Here is a 23978-nt window from a genome sequence, read left to right on the forward strand (position 1 = left end):
CTCAGACCGGTTCAAGAGAAGAATCAGATCACAGATCAGATCACAGTTTTGAAGGAGATCATCATGAGCGCATCGCAATTCCCGCTGAAGGTCGGGCTCATTCCCCAAACCCTGCACCTGCACCCTGGCGAGGCCGTGACCTGCACCCGGGGCGGCGTCTGGATCACCGGCGACGCTATAACCGGCGATGGCATAGCCGGCGACGTCGTGCTGGAGCGCGGCCAGGCCTTCGTGGCGCAACGGGCCGCCGACTACTACGTGAGCGGGCTGCGGCGCCACGGCGCCTGCAGCCGCATCGCCTTTGCTTCTCAACCCTAAAACCAAATCTAAACCCTCAAAGAGACAACGGCATGCTATTGGAAACCGAACGCCGCGGCCAGCACGTGGTGCTGACGCTGAACCGCCCCGAAAAACTCAACGCCCTGAGCTACGAACTCATCGACGAACTGATGGACCGGCTCGATGCACTGGAGCGCGACGACACTGTGCGCTGCCTGGTGCTGACCGGGCGGGGCCACAAGGCCTTCAGCGCCGGTGCCGACATCGCAGGCTTTGCGCCGGATGTTGCCGCATCGCCCGAAACAGCCGCGCGCCGCTTCGTCACGCGCGGCCAGGCCATGACGCGCCGCGTCGAGAACTACCCCAAACCCGTCATCGCGGCCGTGAATGGCATGGCTTTCGGCGGAGGCTGCGAAACCATGGAGGCCTGCAGCCTGGCGATTGCGGCGGAACATGCGACTTTTGCAAAACCTGAAATTCGGCTGGGCTTTCCGCCGCCGTTCGGCGGAACACAACGCCTGCCGCGCCACATAGGCCGCAAGCGCGCCAACGAAATGATCCTGACGGGGGCGGCCATCAGCGCGGAAGAGGCATTGCTGATCGGGCTCATCAACCACGTGGTGCCGGCCAGCGACCTGTTGCCGGCCTGCCTGCGCATGGCGGACCTGATCGCCGCCAATTCGGCCGTGGCCGTCACGGCCTCGCTGCGTGCAGTCACACGCGGGTTGAACGTCTCCATCGACGAAGGCCTGGCGATCGAAGCCGCGCAGTTCATGATCGCCGCGGCCTCGCCTGATGCGAAGGAGGGCACGGCGGCCTTTGTGGAGAAGCGCCAGCCGGTGTTTTGCCATCGCTGAGGCCGCAGGCCAGTGGGGCCACAGTGGGGTTACAGTGGGGCAATAGTGGGGCTATTGAGCGGCCGGCCGGGCCTCGCGCCGATAATCGGTGCATGACTTCCTCTTCCTCCGACTTCAGCTCCCTGTCCCTTCCGGCCCATGTGCTGACCAACCTGCAACAGCTGGGCTACCTCAGCATGACGCCGATCCAGGCGGCCAGCCTGCCGGTGGCGCTGCTCGGCAAAGACCTGATTGCACAGGCCAAAACCGGCAGCGGCAAGACCGCGGCGTTTGGGCTCGCGCTGCTGGCCAACCTCAATGCACGCCGCTTCGCCGTGCAGGCCATGGTGCTGTGCCCGACGCGCGAGCTGGCCGACCAGGTGGCCACGGAGATCCGCCGGCTGGCGCGCGCCGAGGAAAACATCAAGGTCGTCACGCTGTGCGGCGGCGTGCCGCTGCGCAACCAGGTGGCGAGCCTGCAGAACGGCGCGCACATCGTGGTGGGCACGCCGGGCCGCATCATGGACCACCTGGAGCGGGAGACACTGGACGTCGATGCGCTGAACACCCTGGTGCTGGACGAAGCAGACCGCATGCTGGACATGGGCTTTTACAACGACATCGCCACCGTGGCCAAACAATGCCCCGACGAGCGGCAAACCCTGCTGTTTTCGGCCACCTACCCCGAGGGCATCGCCAAGCTCAGCCAGCAGTTCATGAAGGAGCCGCAAACCATCACCGTGCAGGCTCAGCATGAAAAAAGCAAAATTCGCCAGCGCTGGTATGAGGTGCCGGAGAGCGACCACGACGAAGCGCGCCTGAACGCGGTGGCGCTGCTGCTCAACCATTACCGCCCGGCCAGCACGCTGGCTTTTTGCAACACCAAATCGCAGTGCCGCGCGCTGGTCGCCTATTTGAAAAGCAAGGGCTTCAGCGCGCTGGCGCTGTACGGCGAACTCGAGCAGCGTGAGCGCGACCAGGTGCTGGTGCAGTTTTCCAACCGCAGCTGCTCGGTGCTGGTGGCCACCGACGTGGCCGCGCGCGGCCTGGATATTTCGCAGCTGGAGATGGTCATCAATGTCGATGTCACGCCCGATGCCGAGGTGCACATTCACCGCATCGGCCGCACCGGCCGCGCCGATGAAGAGGGTTGGGCCATCAGCCTGGCCAGCATGGACGAGATGGGCTCGGTCGGCAAAATCGAGCAGTTGCAGAAAGCCGAGTCCGAATGGCACAAGCTGACTGAACTCACGCCCGCCAGCCAGGAGCCGCTGTTGCCGCCCATGGTCACTTTGCAGATCGTCGGCGGGCGCAAGGAGAAAATCCGCGCCGGCGATGTGCTGGGGGCATTGACCGGGGATGTGGGTTTTACCCGCGAACAGGTCGGCAAGATCAACGTCAACGAGTTCTCCACCTATGTGGCGGTGGACCGCGCCATCGCCAGCCAGGCGCAGCAAAAACTCGCCAGTGGCCGCGTCAAGGGCAAGAGCGTCAAGGTCCGCTTCATGGACGAGACCTGAAGCCCCGGGCCGCCAGCGGCCCCTTGCCTTGATTCCTGCCTGCTACTTCCCGCTTCCCACTGGCTACTGGCTACTGCCTACTTTCCGATCAGGGCAAATCCCTGTTCACCTCGGGCAGCGACGCATCGCGTGGCCCGACCATGCCCAGCCGTGCTTTCAGGGACTGTGGCTGCCCCGTCAGGATGGCCGCGTAGTTGGTGGTGTTCGAAAGCACTTTCTTGACATAGTCGCGGGTCTCGCCGAAGGGCACGTTCTCGGCCCAGATGGCGGCATCGAGCACCGGGCTGCCGGGTTGTCCGCGCCAGACGCGGGGCCGGCCCGGCCCGGCGTTGTAGGCCGCTGCAGCCATGGCCATCGAACCCTCAAAGGCGTCCAGCGCGAGCTTCAGGTAGCCGGTGCCAATCGTGATGTTGGTGTCGCGGTCATTGATCTGGTCGGGCGTGAAACCCGTCAGCCCAATCCGGCGTGCGGTTTCGCGCGCAGTGGCGGGCATGATCTGCATCAGGCCCGAGGCACCCGGGCCGGAACGGGCGTCCATGATGAAACGGCTTTCCTGGCGTATCAGGCCATAGACATAGGCCGGGTCGAGGCCGACGTCGCGGCTGCGTTTGACGACGGCCTCGCGGAACGGCACGGGGAAGCGCTGATCGAAATCGGTCTCGGTTCTGGTGCGCTCGCTGGTGTTGATGCAGCGGTCCCAGATCTGCCGGTCGCAGGCAAACTGGGCGGCTGCCAGCAGTTCGCGGTCGCCCATCCCGGCGCGTTCGCCCTCGCCGTTACGCTTGTGCAGGTTGGTGCTGTAGTTCCATTCGCGCACGCCCTCCGCCCGCAAACCTATCGTGATGGCATAGGCGGCGCGGTTCAGCCCGGGGTTGAGCCGCGCGCTTTCCTTTTCAGCCGCTGTGAGCGGCGCCGGCGGGACCGGCACCGTGATCTTCTGGCCCAGTTCCTCCAGCGCCAGCTGCTCATAAAAGCCGCGCACCGATGCCGTTGCCTGCAGCAGCGCCAGCGCCTCGGCGCGCTGGGGCGCAATGCTGATGGTCTGGGTCACACCCTGCGGCGTGCTGGCCACGACGGGCCTGTCGGGTGGCGCCGTGGCCAGCAGCGCACGCGCTTTCCAGTAGCTCCAGGTCGGGTCCTTGCGGGCCTCCTCGCTCATTGCGTTGATGGCCGCCAGCGCGGCTGGCCATTGGGGCTGGGTGCCCGCGCGCAGGGCTGCGCGGGCTTTCCAGGCCAGCATGTCATCCGTCAGGTCGCTGTCATTGCTGACCCTGGCAAAGTACTGCAGCGCATCGCTGCCCGGCATCGTGCCCAGGCGGGTTGCCGCCTGTTTGCCGATCACGCCCCAGACCCAGTTGCGCTCCTCGGCGCTGAGCTGGATGGCCCACTTGCTCTCCAGCTGGAAAGCGGCTCCTTCCACGTCGGTGGTGGCCATCTTGATCAGTGCCAGCGTGATGATTTCCTTGCGCACCTTCCGCAGGGCCAGGTGTTTTCCGGCAAGAAATTTGATCGGGCTGCTGTTCAGCTCGGTCAGCAGGTCCATCGCCTCCGGAGCAATGATCTGCACCGCACCCGCTGCGGCCCGTGGCCGGTTGGCCTCGGTGGCAATGCGGGCTTTTTGCCAGACATCCTGCGGCGTGAGGTTTTTGGCGCCCACCAGCCGGTCGGCGGCGGCGGTGCAGCCATCGTCGGCGTCGCGCTGCGCGTACCAGTTTTTCCGCACCTCGTCCGACAGGCGTGCATCCAGCGCCGGATTTTTCAGGTGTTCCACCAGCAGGGCATAGCAACGCACTTCCTTGTCGTCGTTCATGCGGTAGTTCGGGTACTCTGCGGCAAAGGCTGCCCAGTCGCGGCGCTGGCCCAGCAGCAGCAGCCAGTCATTGCGCAGGCGGTCTTCCTGGTAGGTGCCGGCATAGCGGGCGAAAAAGTCCTGCACCTCCTGCGCGCTGGCCTCGCCAAGACGCGCTTTCAGCTCCCAATAGGCCGCCCAGGGCTCCAGCGCATGGCCTCTGGCCTGGGGCAGCATCTGGGCCAGCCGGCCCTTGTCGCCGCGCCTGAAGGCCTTGTTCATTTCGAGAATCAGGTTGTCGCCATTGCTGCCGTTACCGTTTGAGGAGGTGTTTTGGGCGGCGACTGGGGCCAGCAAACTGAGCGAGAGGGTTGCACACGCCGCAGCAAAAAACGCGGCGTTGAAATTTTTTTTGTATAGCATCGGGACATTATGGACAAATTAAGCACACGAAAAGCACTGGTGCAAGCCCGCCTCGACATGCCCGACCGCCTGCAGCGAGCCGATTTGCTGCAGCGGGTGATGCGCATCTGGCTGGTGGGCTCCCCCCATGAGGTGATAGGCGCCTATTGGCCCATCAAGGGGGAATTCGATCCGCTGCCCGCGCTGTACCGCTGGCAGGAAGACGCCATCCTGAGCCGGGACTCCCAATCAAACCAGGGCCCGGACCTTGAGGAGCCGGCACAGATTGCAACGGAAAGCATCGCAAGCCGCTCGCCCCGCAAGATCGGCCTGCCGGTCGTCAACAAGCTGCACAAGACCCTGACCTTCCATGCCTGGTACCCGGGCTGCCCCATGGAAGAGGACGCCTACGGCATTCCCAAGCCCAAAGACACGGAAGTGATCGTGCCCACACTGCTGTTTGTGCCCTGCGTGGGCTACGGCCCGGGGGGTTACCGGCTGGGTTACGGCGGCGGCTTTTATGACCGCACGCTGGCGACACTGCAGCCCCGGCCCGTGACGGTGGGGCTGGGCTATGCCAACGGGTGGCTGCCTGATATGGAGCCTGAGGCGCATGACATTCCGCTGGATGCGATTCTTAATGACGAAGGGGTGGTTTGGGCGGGTTGAATGGGTTGGTGGCGGCTTAACTGCTATTGAATTGATAGCTTTCTGGCCTTTCTGAGGCTTGCAGGCCGGGACTCGCCCCGGCGGGCGACTTACTTTTCTTTGCTTCGCCAAAGAAACCTAAGGAAAAGAAAGGCGACCCGCAGTCTGGGTCCCTTCGCTGCGCTACGGGCAACCTGCGCTGCTCGACTCCGGCGGGGGTCCGCAGAACTCGCTTCGCTCAAACAACTGCGGCCTTGATCCCGCCTCCATCTGCGCTGCTCGGCCCAGCCACACGGGTGGGGAGTGGGTACCGAAGACATACCAAAACCAAATACACAAGAAACCAAGACAAACAAGGACACGCCACGGCGTGTCCTTGTGGTTTTAAGTATTCGGGTTCTGGTATTTGGCTGTTTGGTATTGCTTGCCCCAGCCCCTTCTGTCTGCGCCGAGGAGCGCAGGGCCAGGCGGATCAGGGATCGCGATTGTCTGAGCCGCAGGCGAGTTGAGCGAGACCCCGCCTGGTCCGAGCACCGCAGGTTGCCCGTAGCGCAGCGGAGGGACGCAGACAGCAGGGTCGCCTTTTCTTTTGCTTACTTTTATTTTGGCGAAGCAAAAGAAAAGTGAGTAGCCGCCGGGCTACCCCCGGTCAGCAGCCCTCAAGAAAGAAAGCGCGCTATGAATTCAATAGCTGACTGCTACTGTATTCATTGGGCGAACAAGCAAAAGGGTGATGCAGATTACCCACGCGGCTTGTAAGCCACCACATCAATCTCCACCCGCGCATCCACCATCAACCGCGCCTCGGTCGTAGAGCGCGCCGGCTTTTTATCGCCGAAGTAGCCCATGTAAACACGGTTGAAGCTGCCAAAGTCACGTGCATCCTGCAGCCACACCGTGGTCTTGCAGACATCGTCCAGCGTGCAGCCGGCCAGCGCCAGGGCCGCAGAGAGGTTTTTCATGACCTGGCGCGTCTGCACCTCAATCCCGCCCTGCACGATTTCGCCTTTTTCATCGGCCGGCACCTGGCCCGAGACATAGACAAAGTCCCCGGCGCGCACGGCGGGTGAGAACGGACGCGGCTGGTGGTCGGAGGCCATCGGGGGGTTGCCAAAGTATTCAAGTGCGGACATGTGGAAAGCTCCTGGTTGGGGTGAATAGGGGTAAACAGCAGAAAACACCAGACTGGTGCGAAGGGGGAGGGCGCCGCGCCCCAAGGTCATGCAGCTTAAACCCAAAACTGAAATATATTTTCATATTTATAGATTTAACCTAGGGTTTTTACCGATTTTCTGCGAATTATTGCTGGCATATTCTTTGCGAATTGAAAAATACTTTCACTTTTAAGGAGATCGGCATGCTGCAAAAATTCTGGATCAGCCGTCGCAAGGCGGTGGCTTTGGCGCTGGTGGTGGGTGGCTCGGCTTTGTTGCCGATGGGTGCCCAGGCGCAGGCGCTTTCAAAATCGGCCCTCAACCTGGCGATGATTGCCGAGCCGCAGACGCTGGACCCGATGGCCTCCACCGCCGACCTGGTGGGCACCATCATGCAGCATGTCTACGAGCCGCTCTACACCTTTGATGCGAACTGGAAAATGGTGCCCATGCTCGCCGAGAGCCTGCCCAAGGTGTCGGCCGACGGCAAGCGTTACAGCATCACGCTGCGCAAGGGCGTGCAGCTGCACAATGGCCGCGAGCTCAATGCCGACGACGTGGTGGCCAGCCTGAAACGCTGGATGGACGTGTCGCCGCGCGGCAAGGCGCTGTCCAAGGAAATTGCCGACCTGTCGGCCAACGGCAGCCACGGTGTCGAGATCACCCTCAAGGCGCCGTATGCCCCCCTGTTGCCGCAGCTGGCGCTGCCCTCCGGCATGGCCGCCATCATGGCCAAGGAGTCGATCGCCACGCCGCTGAAGGAGTTCGTCGGCACCGGCCCCTACAAATTCAAGGAGCGCCGTCCCGACCAGTATGTGTTGCTCACGCGCTTTGACCAGTACAGCGCGCGCAAGGAAGCGCCCAGCGGCTACGGTGGCAAGAAAACCGCGATTGCCGACGAGCTGCGTTTCATTCCCGTGCCCAATGCCAATACGCGTGTAGAGGGCTCGCTGGCCGGCCAGTACCACTTCGCCGACCTGCTGCCCACCGAGGCGCTGAACCGCCTGGAGAAGTCGGCCGGCAAGACCGTTCCCATCCTGACGCCGTCGTTTGGCTTTCCTTACTTTGTGTTCAACACCAAGGAAGGCGTGATGGCCTCGCTGCCGGTGCGCAAGGCCGTGCAGACCAGCTTCGGCGAAGGCGAAATGCTGGCCGCCGGTTTTGGTGACACGCGTTTCTTTGTGGCCGAACCCAACCATTTCCCCAAGGGCACGCCGTTTTATTCTGCCGCCGGTTCGGCCAGCTACAACGAGCGGGATGCCGCCAAGGCCAAGGGCCAGGCCGCACAGGCCGGCTACAAGGGCGAAACCATCCGCATCCTGACCAGCCGCCAGTACGACTTCCACTACAACATGGCGCTGATCATGGCTGAGCAGCTCAAGCGCGCCGGCTTCAAGGCCGAGCTCAACGTGGTCGACTGGGCCACGCTGGTGCAGCGCCGCAACGACGCCAAGCTGTGGGACATCTACATCACCCATTCGGGCCAGTTCCCCGAGCCCATGCTGTCGCCGCCGCAACTCGGTGACGGTGCGCCGGGCTGGTGGTCGTCGCCGGCCAAGCAGGCCGCGCTGGCCGCACTGAACCAGGAAACCAACCCCGCCAAGCGCGGCGCCTTGTGGGGTGCCGTGCAGCAGGTGGTGTACGACGAAGTGCCTTACATCAACGTCGGCAAGTTCAACAGCCTGTCGGCCAGATCACCAGCGCTGCAGGGCTATGTGCCGTCGACCTGGCCCTTCTTCTGGAATACCGGCCTGAAAAATTGAGCCCCCACGCTTGTCGCTTCGCGTACTGCGCGAGGCCTTGCAGGCCGCGGCTCGCGAGACGCTTCGCCTCTGTCGCCTGTCCAAAGCTGCTCAAGCAGCTTTGGAGCCGCAGGCTCCAGCCCCTCGGGGCCGCCCGCCCGCGGCCCGGCAGGGCCGGTTCCGCGGCTTGACTGGCTTTTGTTTCGCTTCGTTTTGGGCCGGGTTTAGTGATGTTGACGGGGACACCTTCGAATGGATAAAAAGCTTTCACCCCTTTTGGATAGAGCAAAGTCATGACACGCTATTTGTTGTCACGCCTGATGGGCATGCTGGTCGTCATGGCGCTCGTGGCGGTCCTCGTGTTTGTGCTCACGCGCGCCGCGTCGGGTGACCCCGTCACGGTGCTGCTGGGCGACCAGGCCACGGCCGAAGACATTGCCCGCGTACAAAAAGAGTATGGCCTGGACAAACCGCTGCCGGTGCAGTTCGGCTACTGGCTCAAGGAGCTGTCGCAGGGCAACCTGGGCCAGTCCATCTTTTTGCAGCGCCCGGTCACGCAGGCGCTGTGGGAGCGGGCCGAACCCACGACCCTGCTGGCGCTGCTGTCCCTCTTCATTGCCGCGGCGATTGGTGTGCCTTGCGGCATTGTCTCGGCGGTCTTTCGCGGCAAGTTCATCGACCAGCTGCTCACTGGTTTTGCCATGCTGGGCGCCAGCATTCCCAGCTTCTGGTTCGGCTTGGTGCTGATGCAGATTTTTGCGGTGTCCATGGGCTGGTTTCCGGTGTCCGGCTACGGCGACCCGGGTGCCACCTTGATGGCGCGCGTCCACTACCTGGTGCTGCCTTCGGTGGTGCTGGGCGTGCTCAACTCCGCGCTGATCATCCGCTTCACGCGCGCTTCCATGCTCGACGTGCTGGGTGAAGACTATGTGCGCACCGCACGCGCCAAGGGCCTGTCTGAAAAAGTCGTCGTGCTCAAGCATGCGCTGCGCAACGCGCTGGTGCCCATCGTCACGGTGTTGGGCCTGACCGTGGCGCTGCTGATCGGCGGCGCGGTGGTGACTGAAACCGTGTTCGGCCTGCCCGGCGTCGGCAACCTGGTGGTGAGCGCCGTGCTGCGGCGCGACTACCCGGTGATCCAGGGCGCGCTGCTGGTGATTGCCATGATTTATGTGGTGATCAATTTCCTGACCGACCTGCTCTATATGGTGGTCGACCCCCGCGTGACGTATTGATCGCCATGAAAATTCCGCTCACCCTGAAAAAACTGTTCCGCCGCCGCATCGTGCTGGCCGCCGGCATCTGCCTGCTGGTCGTGGTGGCGGTCGCCCTGCTGGCCAACGTGATCACCGGCTACGACCCCAATGAAACCGCGGTGCGCGAGCGCCTGTCGGTGCCGACGGTCAGCCATCTGATGGGCACCGACGAGCTGGGCCGCGACCTGTTTGCGCGCATTGCCTTTGGCGGCCGCTATTCGCTCACGATTGCGGCGCTGACCGCCATGGGCGCCATTGTGTTCGGCACGCTGTTTGGCCTGGTGGCGGGGTTTTTCCGGCGGCTGGACGCGCCCATCATGCGGGTCGTGGACGCCATGATGTCTTTACCCGACATCCTGCTGGCCATTGCCTTGGTGGCCATTTTGGGCCCCTCCATGCTCAATGTGGTGCTGGCTCTGGTGCTGGTGTACTCGCCGCGCGTGGCCCGCGTGGTGCGCGCCTCGACCCTGGTGGTGCGTGAACTGCTGTTTGTCGAAGCGGCGCGGGCCGTGGGTGTATCGACGCCCCGCATTTTGTGGCGCCACATCCTGCCCAACCTGATGTCGCCCATCCTGGTGCAGGCTTCGTTCATCTTCGCCTATGCCATCCTGGCGGAGGCCGCCCTGTCCTTCCTCGGTGTGGGTGTGCCGCCCGAGATTCCGACCTGGGGCACCATGGTGGCCGGCAGCCAGCAGTATGCGCATGAAGCGCTCTGGATCGTTTTATTTCCCGGCCTCGCCATCATCCTGACCGCGCTGTCGCTGCAGTTGCTGGGCGACGGTGTGCGCGACCTGCTGGATCCGCGGCTCAAGAAGTCGCTGTGAACAATCAGAGGCCAGACCCCATGAATTCGCCCCTCACCTCTCCCATTGCTCCGTCTACCGCGTCGATCACCCCGCGGCTCGATGTCCGCCATCTGAGCACCTTTTTCGACACCGACGAGGGCCTGATCCGTTCGGTGGCCGATGTCAGCTTCAGCATTCGCCCCGGCAAGACCACGGCGCTGGTGGGCGAGTCCGGCTCCGGCAAATCGGTGACCAGCCTGACCCTGATGCGGCTGCTGTCACGCACCGCCGTCACGCAGGTCAGCGGCCAGGCGCTCTTCACCAACCGTGCCGGCGAGACGCTGGACCTGCTGGCCCTGCCCGAGCCGGCCATGCGCCGTATCCGCGGCAATGAAATCGCCATGATCTTCCAGGAGCCCATGACCAGCCTGAACCCCGTCTTCACGGTGGGCGAGCAGATTGCCGAGTCGGTGCGCCTGCACATGGGGTTGGACCGCAGCGCCGCGCTGGCCCATGCCCAGCGCATGCTGGAGCTGGTGGAGATTCCGGCCGCCGCGCAGCGCCTGCACGAGTACCCGCACCAGCTGTCGGGTGGCATGCGCCAGCGCGTGATGATTGCGCTGGCCATGGCCTGCAACCCCACGCTGCTGATTGCCGACGAGCCGACCACGGCGCTGGATGTGACCATTCAGGCGCAGATCCTGGAGCTGATGCGCCGCCTGCAGGCCGAGACCGGCATGAGCATTTTGTTCATCACGCACAACCTCGGTGTCGTCGCGCACCATGCCGATGACGTGGCGGTGATGTATGCGGGCCGCATTGTCGAGTCGGCGCCGGTGCGCGAGCTGTTTGCCTTGCCGCGCCATCCCTACACGCAGGGCCTGTTGGCCTGCCTGCCGGCGCAGCAGCGCAAGCGTGAACTGGCCGCCGGTGAAGTGGGTGCCAAGCGCCGCTTGTACGCCATCCGGGGCCAGGTCTCCAGCCCGCTCGCGCCGCCGCCCGGCTGCGCGTTCGAGCCCCGCTGTGACCATGCCCTGGCGGCCTGCCGCGAGGCCATGCCGGCGCTGGAAAGTGCCGGTCCGCACCGCAGCGCACGCTGCATCCTGGTCCGCGAGACCGCAACTGTTCCAGCTCTTCCTGTGGAGACCCCATGAGTGCCCCGCTGATCGAAGTCAAGAACCTGCACCGCTATTTCGGTGCGTCGGCCAAACCCGTGCGCGCGGTGGACGACGTGTCCTTCACCATCCAGCCCGGTGAAACGCTGGGGTTGGTCGGCGAGTCCGGGTCCGGCAAAAGCACCATAGGCCGCACCCTGCTGCGCCTGATCGAGAGCACGTCGGGTCAGGTGCTGTACCGGGGCGAAGACCTCGGAGCCGCCTCCAGCAGCCGCATGCGCACGCTGCGCAGCAAGCTGCAGATGATTTTTCAGGACCCCTACGCCAGCCTGAACCCCAAGATGCGCGTCAAGGACATCCTCGGGGAGGCGCTGCAGGTGCATGGCCTGGCCAAAGGCAAGGCGGCGCGCGGGCAGCGGCTTGCCGAGTTGCTGGCCCTGGTCGGCCTGCGCGCCGAACACGCCGACCGTTACCCGCATGAGTTTTCCGGCGGCCAGCGCCAGCGTATCGGCGTGGCGCGCGCCCTGGCCGTCGAGCCTGAATTCATCGTGGCCGACGAGCCCCTGTCCGCGCTGGACGTGTCCATCCAGGCGCAGGTGGTCAACCTGCTGTGCGACCTGCGTGACCGGCTCTCGCTGACCATGCTGTTCATCTCGCATGACCTGGATGTGGTGGAGTACCTGTGCGACCGCGTGGTGGTGCTGTACCTGGGCCGGGTGATGGAGGTGGCGCCCACCGCCGAGCTGTTTGCGCGGCCGCTGCATCCCTACACGCAGGCACTGCTGGCCGCCTCGCCCAAGCCCGATCCGGAGCACAAGAGCGAGCGCGTTGCGCTCAAGGGCGACATTCCCAGCCCCGTGAATCCGCCTTCCGGCTGCGTGTTCCGTACCCGCTGCCCGCACGCGATCGAGGCTTGCGCGGGCGCCCGCCCCGAGTTGCGCGACATGGGGCAGGGCCGCTTCAAGGCCTGCATCCGCGACGACATCGTCATCAATACCTCGTTGATGGCCGCCTGATAATCAAAGACTCATTCATGACCACACTGCAAGACATCCTCGATCCGCAGATCGACCGCTCCTTCAAGGGATTTCCGCACACCAGCCCTGCGCTGCGCCGTTCGCAGATTGCCGCCCAGCACTGGCGCGTGCTCGACGGCGACCTGCCGCTGCCCGTGGCGCTGGTCAAGCAGCAGGCCCTGCAGCACAACCTGTCCTGGATGCAGCGCTTCGCCACCGATCGGGGCATCGACATGGCGCCGCATGGCAAGACCACCATGTCGCCGCAATTGCTCAAGCGCCAGCTCGATGCGGGCGCCTGGGGTCTGACCTTTGCCACCGTCACCCAGTTGCGCGTCGGTGTCTCGGCGGGCGCGCGCCGCTGCATGATTGCCAACCAGGTCTTCACCGCCGCAGACCTTGCCGGCATTCAGGACATGCAGCGCGAGTACGCAGGCCTGCGCATTGCCTTTCTGGTGGATTCGGTGGCGCAGCTGGCGCTGATCGAGACCTGGTATGCGTCGCAACAGGATGCGCAGACGCCGGCGCGGCCTTTTGAAGTATTGCTGGAAATCGGCGTGGACGGCGGACGCACCGGCTGCCGCAACCAGCACGATGCCCTGACGTTGGCCCAACGCATTCATGCCAGCCCGGCTTGCCGCCTGGTCGGCATCGAGTGTTACGAAGGCTTGGGCGCGACTGGGCAGTCCGCCCCGGACGAGGCCTATGCGGGGGCGCTGATGCAGCGCGTGTGCGACATTGCCATCGCCTGCGACCAGCAGAATTTTTTCGACAATGAGGAAGTGCTGGTCTCGGCGGGTGGCTCGGCGATTTTTGATCTGGTGGCCAACCGGCTCAAGCCCGAACTCTTGCGCCCGGTGCGCGGCCTGCTGCGCTCGGGCTGCTACGTCACGCATGACCACGGTTTTTACAAACGCATGGTGAGCACGGTCAATTCACGCCTCGGCTGCGCCGATGGCCTGCAGGCCGCGCTGGAAGTCTGGGCGGCGGTGCAGTCCTGCCCCGAGCCGGGTCTGGCGATTCTTGCGGTGGGCAAGCGCGACATTTCCTACGATCTGGATTTGCCCGTGCCGCTGGGCTTTTGCAAACCCGGCGACCGCGGCGTCACCGGTGCACCCGCCGACTGGAAGATCGGCGGCCTGAATGACCAGCATGCCTATTTGCGCGGCACCGGCCCCGAGCATGCGGCGCTCAAGGTGGGCGACCTGGTGGCGCTGGGCATTTCGCACCCCTGCACCACGTTTGACAAATGGCGCTGGATGCCCGTGGTGGATGAGAACTACACCGTGTGCGATGCCCTTGTGACCTGTTTCTGATTTTTTGATGTTCCCCTGCTTTTGATGTTCCCCTACCTTTCCTACCTCACGCCATGACCTCCAAAGTGCTTGCCAAAATTGCCGAGGCCATCGCAAGCGCGCCCACCTCCCGGCGCAAGGTGCTGGCGCTGATCCTGCAAGACCCGCAACGGGTGCTCGATGAAAGTTTTGAGCAGCTGGCGCAGCGCGCCGGCAGTTCGGTGCCCACGGTCATGCGCACCTGCCGCGACCTGGGCTACCCGGGCCTGCGCGAGTTCAAGCTTGCGCTGGCGCAGGAAATGGCCATCAGCGGCTCGCCCCTGCACCGCCGGGTGCAGCTGCATGACGACGCCGCGGAGGTCATCTCCAAGGTCATCAAGGGTGCGGCCACGGCCGTCAGCGGCGTGCAGGCCCAGCTCAGCGTGGCTGCGGTGGAAGCGGCGGCCGACGCCATCGTGCGCGCCAGCCGGGTGGATTGCTACAGCGTCGGCGTGACCTCCAGCTTCATGGCCTCCGACATGCAGGCCCGGCTGTTCCGGCTGGGGCTGGTGTCCAACGCCTACCTCGACATTCATCTGCAGCTGGTGTCCGCGGCCACCATCGGCAAGCTGGGCGTGGTGTTTGCCATCTCGCACGTGGGCGGCATGCCCTCGCTGCTCGAAGCGGTGGACGTGGCGCGCTCGCAAGGCGCCACGGTGATTGCCCTGACCCAGCAGGGGACCGCGCTGGCCGAGCGGGCCGACATTGTGCTGGGCATCCATGTGCCGGAAGACCCGGTCATGCATGTGGGCACCGAGGCCTACCTGGTCCACCTCACCGTGATTGAAATCGTCACCGTGCTGGTGGCGCAGCGCCTGGGCGACCTGGCCGTCAAGCGCCTGGGCGGCGTGCGCGACGTGCTCAGCACGCGCGGCGTGGACATGCGGCACTATCCCCGGCTCGACTGGGATACGGTCACTGCCGTCAACGAAAGCAAACTCAAATGACGCGCGCAACCTTGCTTCAGAACGGCCTGGTGATCGACGGCACAGGCGCCAGCGGATGGGTCGGCGATGTCCTGCTGGTGGACGGCCGCATTGCGGCGCTGGGCGAAAATCTGGGCGGCCGGCTGCCCGAAGGCCTTGCGCCGGAAGAGGTGGCCCCTATCGATTGCACCGGTCTGGCCATTGCCCCCGGCTTCATCGATGTGCACACGCACGACGATGCGATCGTGCTCAAGCAGCCCGACATGCTGCCCAAGGTGTCGCAGGGCATCACCACCGTCATCACCGGCAACTGCGGCATTTCACTGCTGCCTTTCATCGTCGACAACCCCGAGCCGCCACTGAATCTGCTCGGCGCCGATTCGTTTCGCTTTGACTCCATCCCGAGCTATGAGCGCGCCATCGCCCAGGCGCAGCCGGCGGTGAATGTCGCCGTGCTGATCGGCCACACCACCCTGCGCTTTGCCTGCATGGGCGACCTGACCCGTGCGGCCAGCGCCAGCGAGCTCGACGCCATGTGCGCGCTCCTCGCGCAATGCATGGAGAGCGGTGCGACTGGCATGTCATCAGGCCTTTTTTACGAACCGGCCTTTGCCGCACCGGCGGAAGAAGTGGTGCGCCTGGCCCAGGTGGTGTCGCGCTTTGGCGGGGTGTACAGCACCCACCTGCGCGATGAAATGGCGACCATCGTGGAAGCGCTGCACGAGGCGGGCGACACGGCCTTCAGCGCCGGCGTGCCGCTGATCGTGTCGCACCACAAATGCGCCGGGCCCGCCAACTGGGGCCGCACGCAGCAGACCCTGCCGCTGATTGAATCGCTCGCCCGCCGCCAGCCGGTGGCCATGGACGTCTACCCCTATGTGGCCGGCTCCACCGTGCTGCGTGAAGACCTGGTCGACGGCGTGATCGACGTGCTGGTGAGCTGGTCCACGCCGCACCCCGAAATGACGGGCCGCACCCTGGCCTCGATTGCGGCCGAGTGGGGCGTTGACCAGAGGGCGGTGTGCCGCCGCCTGCAGCCCGGAGGCGCCTGCTATTTCCAGATGCACGAAGACGACGTGCGGCGCGTCGTGGCCCACCCGCTGACCATGATCGGCTCGGACGGTTTGCCGCATGACCAGCATCCGCATCCGCGCTTGTGGGGCGCGTTTCCGCGCGTGCTGGCGCGCTACTGGCGCGAAGAGAAACTGTTTTCGCTGGAAACCGCCATCTACAAGATGACCGGCCTGTCGGCACGCAATTTTCGGCTGCACCAGCGCGGGCAGCTACAGCCCGGCTGGCATGCCGACGTGGTGGTGCTGGACCCGGCCCGGGTGCGCGACGTGGCCACCTACGAGGACCCGATCGCGCTTTCCGAAGGCATTGAGAAAGTCTTCGTCAATGGCGAACTGGCCTATGCGGCCGGCAACGCTGATGCGGCAAATGCCAAGGTGCAAGCCCGCGCCGGCCGCCTGTTGAAGCGCCATACGACGCAACCCTGAACCCTGCACGCAATAAAGGGCTCCCCACCCCAGCAGGGGCCGCGGGACTGGCTTTGCCAGACAGCAGGCGCAGCGCCCCTCGGGAGGCAGCGCATGACACGAAGCGAAAAGCGTGGGGCCGCCGCGCCCTACGGCACGGACCTCCCATACCAGCCGGGGCCGCGGAACCGGCTTTGCCGGGCCGCAGGCGCAGCGCCCCCTCGGGGGGCAGCGAACCACACGAAGTGGGGAGCGTGGGGGCCCTACTTCTAGTCCAGGTTGTCTACCGTATCGGCGTCGGGCACATCGCCAATCGCGTGCCGGGTCTGTGCGCCTTGCTCCTTGAGCCACTCGCAGAACGCCAGCACCTCGGGGCGCGCCACATTGCGCGGGCCGATGATCAGCCAGTACGCCATGGGGGACTCCAGGCGCAGGTGCGGCAGGGGCTCGACCAGGTCGCCCGAGGCCAGGCTTTCGGCAATCAGCGGCAGGCGTGCCAGCACCACGCCCTGGCCCGTCAGCGCCGCCTGCACCATCTGGTAGGCGTAGTTGAAGTAAAGCCAGCGCTTGGCCTCCAGCTTGGGTGTGGCGTGTTGATCCATCCAGCGGCGCCAGGTCAGCCATTCAAAGTGCGTGCGGTGCGCGTCGCCCGCTTCGATCAAGGTGAAATGCGCCAGGTCATCCGGCTTTTTCAGGCGCGGGCCGCTCTTGAGCAGCCAGGGGCTGATCACCGGCGTGATCTGCTCGCCAAACAGGCGGATGGCGTGCGGCGGCATGTGGCTGGCCGGGGCATAGCGCAAGGCCAGGTCCAGGTCCGAAACATCGAGGTCCACCGCAACGTCCGACGCATCAATCCGGATGTCGATGTCCGGGTTCTCCCGCTGAAAAACCTCGAGCCGGGGAATCAGCCACATCGAGGCGAACGATGCAAAAGTGGTGAGCGCAACGCTTTTGCGCCCGGCGCTCTGGCGGATCTGCCGCACCGCGCCGTCAATGCGCTCCAGCGACGGCGTGACCGCCCGCAGCAAGGTGCCGCCCGCGCCGGTGAGCTCCACCGCCCGGGTGTGACGGTGAAACAGGCTGACGCCGACGTCTTCTTCCAGCGCCTGGATCTGGCGGCTCACGGCCGACTGTGTGAGCGCCAGCTCTTCGGAAGCGGCGCGGAAATTGAGATGGCGAGCGACCGCCTCGAAGGCGCGCAGCTGGCCAGCCGAAATCGGCCGGGAGCGTAAGTGGGTTTGCGAATGCAGCATGCGGAGTGGGGTGGGGGTAGGGTGGGAGGTGGAGTGATTGATGCGTTTATGGAATGAATAGCGTACCGCGATTTCATTGGACGGGGAAGCCCCCCCCGCGAGATCATTCACTCCCATCAACGAATTCAGGTCTTTTTTTGGAGAACACCATGGACCACGCAATTTCTCATCACTCAGGCAACCACTACCTGCCCCAGGCGACCGATGCCGCCACGGCCCGGGCTGAAGGACTGCCCGGCTGCTGGAAGCTGGGTGCGGACCGGGCGCTGACCCTGCATGCCCGCCAGGCCGGCGTGCTGCGCATCGCGCATGGCCGGGTATGGGTGACCTTCAACAACGCCGGCCACGACCTGCGCGTGCGCGCCGGTGATCACTTCCTCAGCCGCGGCGAAAGCCTGTCACTGTCGCCCGGCGAGACGGTGGTGATGGAATCCTTTGGCATGGGCCATGCGTCGTCGGCCTACTTTAACTGGGAGCCCGCTGCAGCCGCCAATTCCGTGCCGGTAAAGGCCACTGGCTGGCGCGCGGGCGTGGTTCAGCCCCTGCTTGACTTGCGCCTGGCGCTCGGCCTGGTGGGCGGTGCGGTGGGCCGGCTGGCTCGCGGCCTGGCCGGCGGTGTGGCGGCGGCGGTCGAGGTTGCGCTGACCGGTTTTGCGGTGGTTTTTTTGGCCACCCGCGCACGCGGTAATTTGGCGGAGCGCGCCTTCAATGCGCAATCGAGCGACAAGCGCGCCCACTGCAGCATCAACTGAGCGGACTCCATCGCCTCCTCGGGGGCGCTGTAATAGTTCAGGCTGTGCGCCACGCGCTCGCCGTTGCGTGTGATGTCATAGGTAAAGCGTTCGCAGCCCGCGGCTTCAAACCGGCCGCGGGTATCTGCATCGGCCTTGAGCCAGAGCTTTTCCCCGCCCCCCAGATCGGCCACCAGCGCCAGCGTCAGGCCCGAGGTGCTGATGCCGTAGCCGCCAAACATGCGCCTGGCGACGCACGGCCCGACGCCGGACAGCAGTTCACAGCAGTAGATTGCAAAGTCGTTTTTGGGAGTGGCCATGGCGCAACCTTAGCGCAAGCCCGGCGCAACCGTGGCGAAACCTTCACGAAAGGGTGAGCGTTCGATGCTTTCCCATGCGGCCACATGGGTGGTGGTTTAACAATGCGTAACCAGTTACGGTTAAGTAAAATGGCGTGCATTCGCCACCGCAGCGCCCAGCGCCCTGAGCGGCATTGAGCTGCACTGAGGTGCACTGAGCGGCCCCACTCCGGAAAACAGGAATCCCATGTCCAAAGCCTTCGCCTCGCAGTCCGACCTGACGGACAAAACCATCACGTTTGAGCAGCTCAGCGCACATTGCTGGGCCTACACCGCCGAGGGCGACCCGAACTCGGGCGTGATCATCGGCGATAAATTCATCATGGTGAGCGACGCCACGGCCACGCCCGCGATGGCGCAGGATTTGATCGCGCGCATCCGCACCGTCAGCGACAAGCCCATCAAGTACGTGCTGCTGACCCACTACCACGCCGTCCGCGTGCTCGGCGCCAGCGCCTATCTGGCCGAAGGGGCGACTGAAATCATCGCGAGCCAGGGCACCTATGAGTTGATTGCGGAGCGCGGCGCGCAGGACATGCAAAGCGAGATGGAGCGCTTTCCGCGCCTCTTTCGCAACGCCGAAAGCGTGCCGGGCCTGACCTGGCCCACCATGGTCATTGCCGGCGGCAACCCCGCCAAAGGGGAGGTTCCGGGCAAACTGGTGCTTGACCTGGGCGGCGTCAAGGTGCAGATCTGGCACCCGGGCCCGGGCCACACGCGCGGCGACACGATTGCCTGGGTGGAAGAAGAAAAAGTGCTGTTCTCGGGCGACCTGGTTGAATACGAAGCGGGCGTGTACACCGGCGATGCGCAGCTGGAGGAATGGCCCACCACGCTGGAGGCCCTGCGCGCGCTACAAGCCGAGGCCATCGTGCCGGGCCGCGGCGAGGCCATGAAGGGCGCCGCCAACGTCAACAAGGCGCTGGACTACACCAAGCGCTGGGTCGAGACCCTGTACCAGGCGGGCAAGGAAGCCGCCGCCGCGGGCATGGACCTGAAAGCGGCGATGGACCACACCCGCAAGAGCATGGACCCGGTGTTTGGCCACGTATTCATCTACGAACACTGCCTGCCTTTTGATGTGAGCCGCGCCTTTGACGAAGCCAGCGGCATCAAGAACCCGCGCATCTGGACGGCCGAGCGGGACAAGGAGATGTGGGCTGCGTTGCAGGGGTGAGGCGGTCGCTGAGGTGGTCGTTGCGGTAGTCGTTGTGCGGGTAGTCGTTGACGTGGCCGTTGGGAGCGCTCGTCAGATGCGTTCCAGGCTCCTTGTCTGACCCACTGGTTGGCCCGCCGTTCATGGATCACGGCGGGGCGGGTTGTGCCGCGAGGCTGAGCGCTTGAGGCTCGAAGGTCTTGCCGATCTTGCAGGCCTTGCGGGTGTTGCGCCGGCTCAGGAATCCAGATCCAGTGTGGAGAGGATATCCACGAAGGCGCCGACGGCTGCCAGCCCTTGCAGTTGTTCAAGCTTGCTCAATATCTCGACATCCTCCACAGGCGCGTAACCCATGCTGAAGCACTTGAATCTGCGCTCGGGCAGGGGGCCATGATGCAGCAACTTGACACTGGTGTGCCGCGGGTCCTGGCGAATCCGCTCCAGCAGTGCCAGAATGTCTGCTTCATGGCCTTCGAGTTGCTCGCAAAAGCGCATGCCGTCAAAAATGAGCAGCCCCGTGATGTCACGCGCCTGGTTGGCAATGCGTGCTTTGCCCGCGATCTGTGCAACGATGCTGATGGGCGCTTCGGGCGCGATGGTGCTGACGAACAGAACTTCGTGGAGGGGTGCTAGTTTTTGCATCATTGATGGAAAATGTAGCGGGCAGTAACGAAAGGGACAATGTCAAAAGACACAGGCTTGCCTGACTTTCTGGCCTGATATCCACCTCTTCTTATGGCCACCGCGCCTCTATCCCCTTCAAGCCGTCCGCCGGCTTGCATCGCCTGCCGCCTTCGCCAGACGGGGACCTTCACGCCCGTCACCGCGGAGGAGTTGAGTTTTATCGAGCACTTTCGCAGCGGAACATCTGCGGTTCCTGCGGGGGGCACCATCGTGTATGAGCAAAAGCCCATCGGCAAGCTCTTCACGCTTTATTCCGGTTGGGCATTTCGCTACAAGACCCTGAGTGATGGCCGTCGGCAGATCCTGAATTTTCTTTTGCCGGGCGACCTCATTGGTTTGCAGCAAAAGTTTTCCGATGGGCCCATGCACGGCATCGAGGCGGTAACGGATGTGACCTTGTGTGTATTTCCGCGCGACGGACTCTGGGAGCTGTTTCGGCAAAATCCCAGCCTGGGGTACGACATCACCTGGCTGTCGGCGCGCGAGGAGGGCATGGTGGACGACAACCTGCTCACTGCGGGCCGGCGCAATGCGACCGAGCGCGTTGCGATGCTGCTGATGCATCTTTACCGCCGGCTGGAGCGCATCGGGCTGGCGGAAGACGGTTCGGTGGAGTTTCCCATCAACCAGCAACACATTGCCGACATACTGGGTTTGTCCCTGGTGCACACCAACAGGACCTTGCGGCGGCTGCGCAAGCTGGGTCTTTATGAGCTGCAGAATGGGCGGCTTCGCCTGCTCAACACCCGGGCGCTGGAGCGCATTGCCGATTACTACGACACCCCACCCGGCAAGGTGCCGCTGCTGTAGTTGTAGGCGATGTAGGCGAGGGCCGGCAGCCGGGGGCCCGCGTGGATGACGTGGCGACATGAGCAGCGATGCAAGCGCGGTGCGCCGCTCGGCCTGGCACCGGTTGAGTCAGGATTTTTGGGCGCCCTGGGGGCTTGATAACGTCCTCAGGTCCTGCTCATAAGCATCGAGGGTCTCGAGCGCCTTGTTGCGTTGCGCCGGCGTGGTGCTGTTATGCAGCGCCGCAAATGTTTGGCAGCTCTCCTGCGTCAACCCTTCCAGATGGTCGCGATGTGCGGGGATGGGCGAGTGGAGCCATCGCTCCAGCAGCCCGCGTACGGCCAGCCGTGTTTTTTCCACACTGGCCCGCTCCGCCACCAGGGCGCGCAAGGTTTGCAGGACATCCTGCTGGCGCCGCAGTTTTTCGGCATAAAACAAGGCCGCGTCAAAGCGCGACTGGTCCATCCGCTGGCCAATCACGGCGAGCTGTTTTTCCTCCAGGGTTCCATAGAGCCTCTCGGCGCGGCTGACCGCCTGCTTGTAGCGCTTGTCGCGGCCTTTTTTGGGTGAGCCCTCCAGGAATGCCTCCCGGTAATCTGCATTGCCCTTGGCCCACTGGCGCTCCAGTTGCGTCAACTGGCTGGTTTGCAGCGTGCCCACGAGTGCCACAGCCACCGGTTCGGCCCGGTGAGAAACCGCGACAAGCTTGCTGCGCACATCGGCAAATACCGCGCAGACCTGGGCGGCGTCCATGTCCGCAGGCATGCGCTGCCGCAGCTTGCGAAGGGTGTCGATATAGGCCGGCAACTGGGTCTGACGGTGCCAGACCTGGAGTTTGCCGAGATCGTCCTTGACCTGCAGGCTTTGCGCGCCGGTGAAGTCGATATAACCATCCAGGTACCAGTAGGCAACGTCCGGCGCCTGGTTGTAGAAAATTTTCAGGGCGCTGCAGGCCGGCAAGAGGCAGGCCAGTGCCAGCACACCGATAATCCGGATGAAACGGTTCAGCCCGGTCTGTGCCGCCGGGCCCGAATGCCCCCTCATCCCAAAATTAACAGGAAACTTCATGGCAACCTCAGTTGATGTCGTCATCATGGCCGCGGGCAAAGGCACGCGGATGAAAAGCGCCTTGCCCAAAGTGTTACACCAATTAGGCGGCCGTGCACTGGTGCAACACGTGATTGACACGGCGGCCGGCTTGAAGGCGCGTCATGTGGTGGTGATCACCGGGCACGGCGCGGCGGGCGTGGAGGCGGCCCTGATGGGCGCCGCCAAAGCTGCGGGCAGCCCGGATATGCGCTTTGTCCGCCAGGAGCCGCAACTCGGAACCGGCCACGCGGCGCAGCAGGCCCTGCCGCTGCTGGCTGACGACGGCGTCACGCTGGTGCTGTCGGGTGACGTGCCGCTGACGCAGCCCGACACGCTGCGGGCGCTGCTGGACCAGTGCGACGGCCAGCGGCTGGCGCTGCTCACGCTGAACATGGCCGACCCCACCGGTTACGGGCGCATCGTGCGTGCCGGGGCGCAGGCCACCGCCCAGGTGCGGGCTATCGTCGAGCACAAGGATGCCACCGAGGCCCAGCGCGGCATTCATGAAATCTACAGCGGCATCATGGCCGTGCCCACCCGTTTGCTGCGCGGCTGGCTCAGCCGGCTGGACAACCAGAACGTGCAAAAAGAGTACTACCTGACCGACATCGTGAAGTTCGCCGTGGCCGATGGCGTGGCCGTGGTGGCGCACCAGATCACCGATGCGGTGCAGGTCGCCGGCGTCAACAGCCCCGTGCAGCTGGCCGAGCTGGAGCGCGTCTACCAGCGCAGGCAGGCCACGGCCCTGATGGAGCAGGGCGTGCGGCTGGCCGACCCGGCCCGCTTCGATGTGCGCGGCACGCTGCAATGCGGCCAGGATGTCGAGATCGATGTGAATTGCCTGTTCCAGGGCCAGGTCAGCCTGGGCGTGGGCGTGCGCATCGGTGCCAACTGCGTGATTGCCAACGCCACGATTGCCGCCGGGGCGGTCATTCACCCGTTCACCCACATCGACGGCGAAAAGCTGGGTGTGCAGATCGGCGAGGGCGCGCTGATTGGCCCGTTTGCCCGCCTGCGGCCGGGTGCCCAACTGGGCGCTGAAGTACACATCGGCAACTTCGTCGAAGTGAAAAATTCCACCCTGGCCAAAGGCGCCAAGGCCAACCACCTGGCCTACCTGGGCGATGCCACCGTGGGCGAGCGCGTCAACTACGGTGCGGGCAGCATCACCGCCAACTACGACGGCGCCAACAAGCACCGCACCGTGATCGAAGCCGATGTGCATATCGGCAGCAATTGCGTGCTGGTGGCGCCGGTGACGATAGGGCAGGGCGGCACGGTTGGCGGCGGCTCCACCATCACCAAGGACACACCGGCCGGCGTGCTCAGCGTGGCGCGCGGCAAGCAGGTCAGCCTGCCCAACTGGAAGCGGCCTGTGAAGGTTGGCAAGGGATAGGGCTTCTTTCCTCTTCCTCTTCCTCCGTTCGGGTTGGGCTTGTCGAGGCTGTTTTGTTTTGGTGAATGTGGTTTTTGCTGAGGGTTGCTGGCCGGGTCTCGCCCCGGCGGGCGACTCACTTTCTCTTGCGTCGCCAAGAGAAAAGTAAGCAAAGAGAAGGCGACCCGCAGTCTGGGTCCCTTCGCTGCGCTACGGGCAACCTGTGCTGCTCGACTCCGGCGGGGGTCCGCAGAACTCGCTG

The 23978-nt window shown here is 64.5% G+C and carries 21 protein-coding genes and 1 pseudogene; 16 read left to right on the forward strand and 6 right to left on the reverse strand.

Annotated elements, in window-relative coordinates; translation table 11 throughout:
• Positions 1–63 precede the first annotated feature (63 nt).
• The 3 genes from AC1DUB_RS22995 to dbpA all read left to right on the forward strand — a co-directional run bounded on the left by AC1DUB_RS22995 (position 64) and on the right by dbpA (position 2635).
• Entirely contained in the window at positions 64–318 is a 255-nt protein-coding gene (locus AC1DUB_RS22995; RefSeq protein WP_477731486.1) for a DUF2917 domain-containing protein, read from the forward strand.
• Between the two features lie 32 nt (positions 319–350).
• Positions 351–1136: a crotonase/enoyl-CoA hydratase family protein gene (locus AC1DUB_RS23000; RefSeq protein ID WP_477731487.1), complete on the forward strand. Its 786-nt coding sequence runs from the start codon at positions 351–353 to the stop codon at positions 1134–1136.
• 92 nt (positions 1137–1228) lie between these two features.
• Positions 1229–2635, forward strand: a complete 1407-nt coding sequence (gene dbpA / locus AC1DUB_RS23005; RefSeq protein ID WP_477731488.1) for an ATP-dependent RNA helicase DbpA — start codon at positions 1229–1231, stop codon at positions 2633–2635.
• Positions 2636–2723: 88 nt separating this feature from the next.
• Here dbpA and AC1DUB_RS23010 read toward each other — a convergent pair whose 3' ends face one another.
• Positions 2724–4847, reverse strand: a complete 2124-nt coding sequence (locus AC1DUB_RS23010; RefSeq protein WP_477731489.1) for a lytic transglycosylase domain-containing protein — start codon at positions 4845–4847, stop codon at positions 2724–2726.
• A gap of 9 nt (positions 4848–4856) precedes the next feature.
• Between AC1DUB_RS23010 and AC1DUB_RS23015 the strand changes: the two genes are divergently transcribed.
• Entirely contained in the window at positions 4857–5495 is a 639-nt protein-coding gene (locus tag AC1DUB_RS23015; RefSeq protein WP_477731490.1) for a 5-formyltetrahydrofolate cyclo-ligase, read from the forward strand.
• Positions 5496–6214: 719 nt separating this feature from the next.
• Here AC1DUB_RS23015 and AC1DUB_RS23020 read toward each other — a convergent pair.
• Positions 6215–6607, reverse strand: coding sequence for a RidA family protein (locus AC1DUB_RS23020; RefSeq protein WP_477731491.1), 393 nt, complete (start codon positions 6605–6607; stop codon positions 6215–6217).
• Between the two features lie 224 nt (positions 6608–6831).
• Between AC1DUB_RS23020 and AC1DUB_RS23025 the strand changes: the two genes are divergently transcribed.
• The 8 genes from AC1DUB_RS23025 (at position 6832) to AC1DUB_RS23060 (ending at position 16301) form a co-directional block, all read left to right on the forward strand.
• Positions 6832–8391, forward strand: coding sequence for an ABC transporter substrate-binding protein (locus tag AC1DUB_RS23025; protein ID WP_477731492.1), 1560 nt, complete (start codon positions 6832–6834; stop codon positions 8389–8391).
• A gap of 272 nt (positions 8392–8663) precedes the next feature.
• On the forward strand, positions 8664–9605 hold the full coding sequence (locus AC1DUB_RS23030) for an ABC transporter permease (protein ID WP_477731493.1): 942 nt from the start codon (positions 8664–8666) through the stop codon (positions 9603–9605).
• Positions 9606–9610: 5 nt separating this feature from the next.
• On the forward strand, positions 9611–10450 hold the full coding sequence (locus AC1DUB_RS23035) for an ABC transporter permease (RefSeq protein ID WP_011481620.1): 840 nt from the start codon (positions 9611–9613) through the stop codon (positions 10448–10450).
• Positions 10451–10470: 20 nt separating this feature from the next.
• Positions 10471–11565, forward strand: coding sequence for an ABC transporter ATP-binding protein (locus tag AC1DUB_RS23040; RefSeq protein WP_477731494.1), 1095 nt, complete (start codon positions 10471–10473; stop codon positions 11563–11565).
• The gene (locus AC1DUB_RS23045) at positions 11562–12542 is read left to right on the forward strand and encodes an ABC transporter ATP-binding protein (RefSeq protein ID WP_477731495.1); all 981 of its coding nucleotides are present in this window, start codon (positions 11562–11564) and stop codon (positions 12540–12542) included. The genes AC1DUB_RS23040 and AC1DUB_RS23045 overlap by 4 nt, the downstream gene beginning before the upstream one ends.
• A gap of 17 nt (positions 12543–12559) precedes the next feature.
• Positions 12560–13858, forward strand: a complete 1299-nt coding sequence (locus tag AC1DUB_RS23050; protein WP_477731496.1) for an amino acid deaminase — start codon at positions 12560–12562, stop codon at positions 13856–13858.
• Between the two features lie 53 nt (positions 13859–13911).
• Positions 13912–14823, forward strand: a complete 912-nt coding sequence (locus tag AC1DUB_RS23055) for a MurR/RpiR family transcriptional regulator (RefSeq protein WP_477731497.1) — start codon at positions 13912–13914, stop codon at positions 14821–14823.
• Positions 14820–16301: an N-acyl-D-amino-acid deacylase family protein gene (locus AC1DUB_RS23060; RefSeq protein WP_477731498.1), complete on the forward strand. Its 1482-nt coding sequence runs from the start codon at positions 14820–14822 to the stop codon at positions 16299–16301. Before AC1DUB_RS23055 ends, AC1DUB_RS23060 begins: the two co-directional genes overlap by 4 nt.
• A 248-nt stretch (positions 16302–16549) precedes the next feature.
• Here AC1DUB_RS23060 and AC1DUB_RS23065 read toward each other — a convergent pair whose 3' ends face one another.
• Entirely contained in the window at positions 16550–17533 is a 984-nt protein-coding gene (locus AC1DUB_RS23065; RefSeq protein WP_477731499.1) for a LysR substrate-binding domain-containing protein, read from the reverse strand.
• Positions 17534–17682: 149 nt separating this feature from the next.
• Here AC1DUB_RS23065 and AC1DUB_RS23070 point away from each other — a divergent pair, with 149 nt between their 5' ends.
• On the forward strand, positions 17683–18285 hold the full coding sequence (locus tag AC1DUB_RS23070; RefSeq protein ID WP_477731500.1) for a DUF2917 domain-containing protein: 603 nt from the start codon (positions 17683–17685) through the stop codon (positions 18283–18285).
• Positions 18286–18302: 17 nt separating this feature from the next.
• Here the strand turns inward: AC1DUB_RS23070 and AC1DUB_RS23075 are convergent.
• A pseudogene (locus AC1DUB_RS23075) lies at positions 18303–18584 on the reverse strand (TfoX/Sxy family protein); the annotation flags it as partial.
• Between the two features lie 226 nt (positions 18585–18810).
• On the opposite strand from AC1DUB_RS23075, the gene AC1DUB_RS23080 reads away from it, so the two are divergent.
• The gene (locus AC1DUB_RS23080; protein ID WP_477731501.1) at positions 18811–19800 is read left to right on the forward strand and encodes an MBL fold metallo-hydrolase; all 990 of its coding nucleotides are present in this window, start codon (positions 18811–18813) and stop codon (positions 19798–19800) included.
• Between the two features lie 216 nt (positions 19801–20016).
• On the opposite strand, the gene AC1DUB_RS23085 is transcribed toward AC1DUB_RS23080, so the two are convergent.
• Positions 20017–20424 carry a BLUF domain-containing protein gene (locus AC1DUB_RS23085; protein ID WP_477731502.1) on the reverse strand — a complete coding sequence of 136 codons (408 nt, stop codon included), beginning with the start codon at positions 20422–20424 and terminating at the stop codon, positions 20017–20019.
• 90 nt (positions 20425–20514) lie between these two features.
• Here AC1DUB_RS23085 and AC1DUB_RS23090 point away from each other — a divergent pair, with 90 nt between their 5' ends.
• Positions 20515–21273: a Crp/Fnr family transcriptional regulator gene (locus AC1DUB_RS23090; RefSeq protein WP_477731503.1), complete on the forward strand. Its 759-nt coding sequence runs from the start codon at positions 20515–20517 to the stop codon at positions 21271–21273.
• Positions 21274–21381: 108 nt separating this feature from the next.
• On the opposite strand, the gene AC1DUB_RS23095 is transcribed toward AC1DUB_RS23090, so the two are convergent.
• Positions 21382–22320: a DUF6279 family lipoprotein gene (locus AC1DUB_RS23095; RefSeq protein WP_477731504.1), complete on the reverse strand. Its 939-nt coding sequence runs from the start codon at positions 22318–22320 to the stop codon at positions 21382–21384.
• On the opposite strand from AC1DUB_RS23095, the gene glmU reads away from it, so the two are divergent.
• A complete protein-coding gene (gene glmU, locus AC1DUB_RS23100; RefSeq protein ID WP_477731505.1) occupies positions 22319–23737 on the forward strand; it encodes a bifunctional UDP-N-acetylglucosamine diphosphorylase/glucosamine-1-phosphate N-acetyltransferase GlmU in 1419 nt (472 codons plus the stop codon). The two genes, AC1DUB_RS23095 and glmU, sit on opposite strands and share 2 nt — an antisense overlap.
• Positions 23738–23978: the final 241 nt, after the last annotated feature.

It is taken from the genome of Polaromonas sp. P4_F9 (assembly GCF_056401235.1).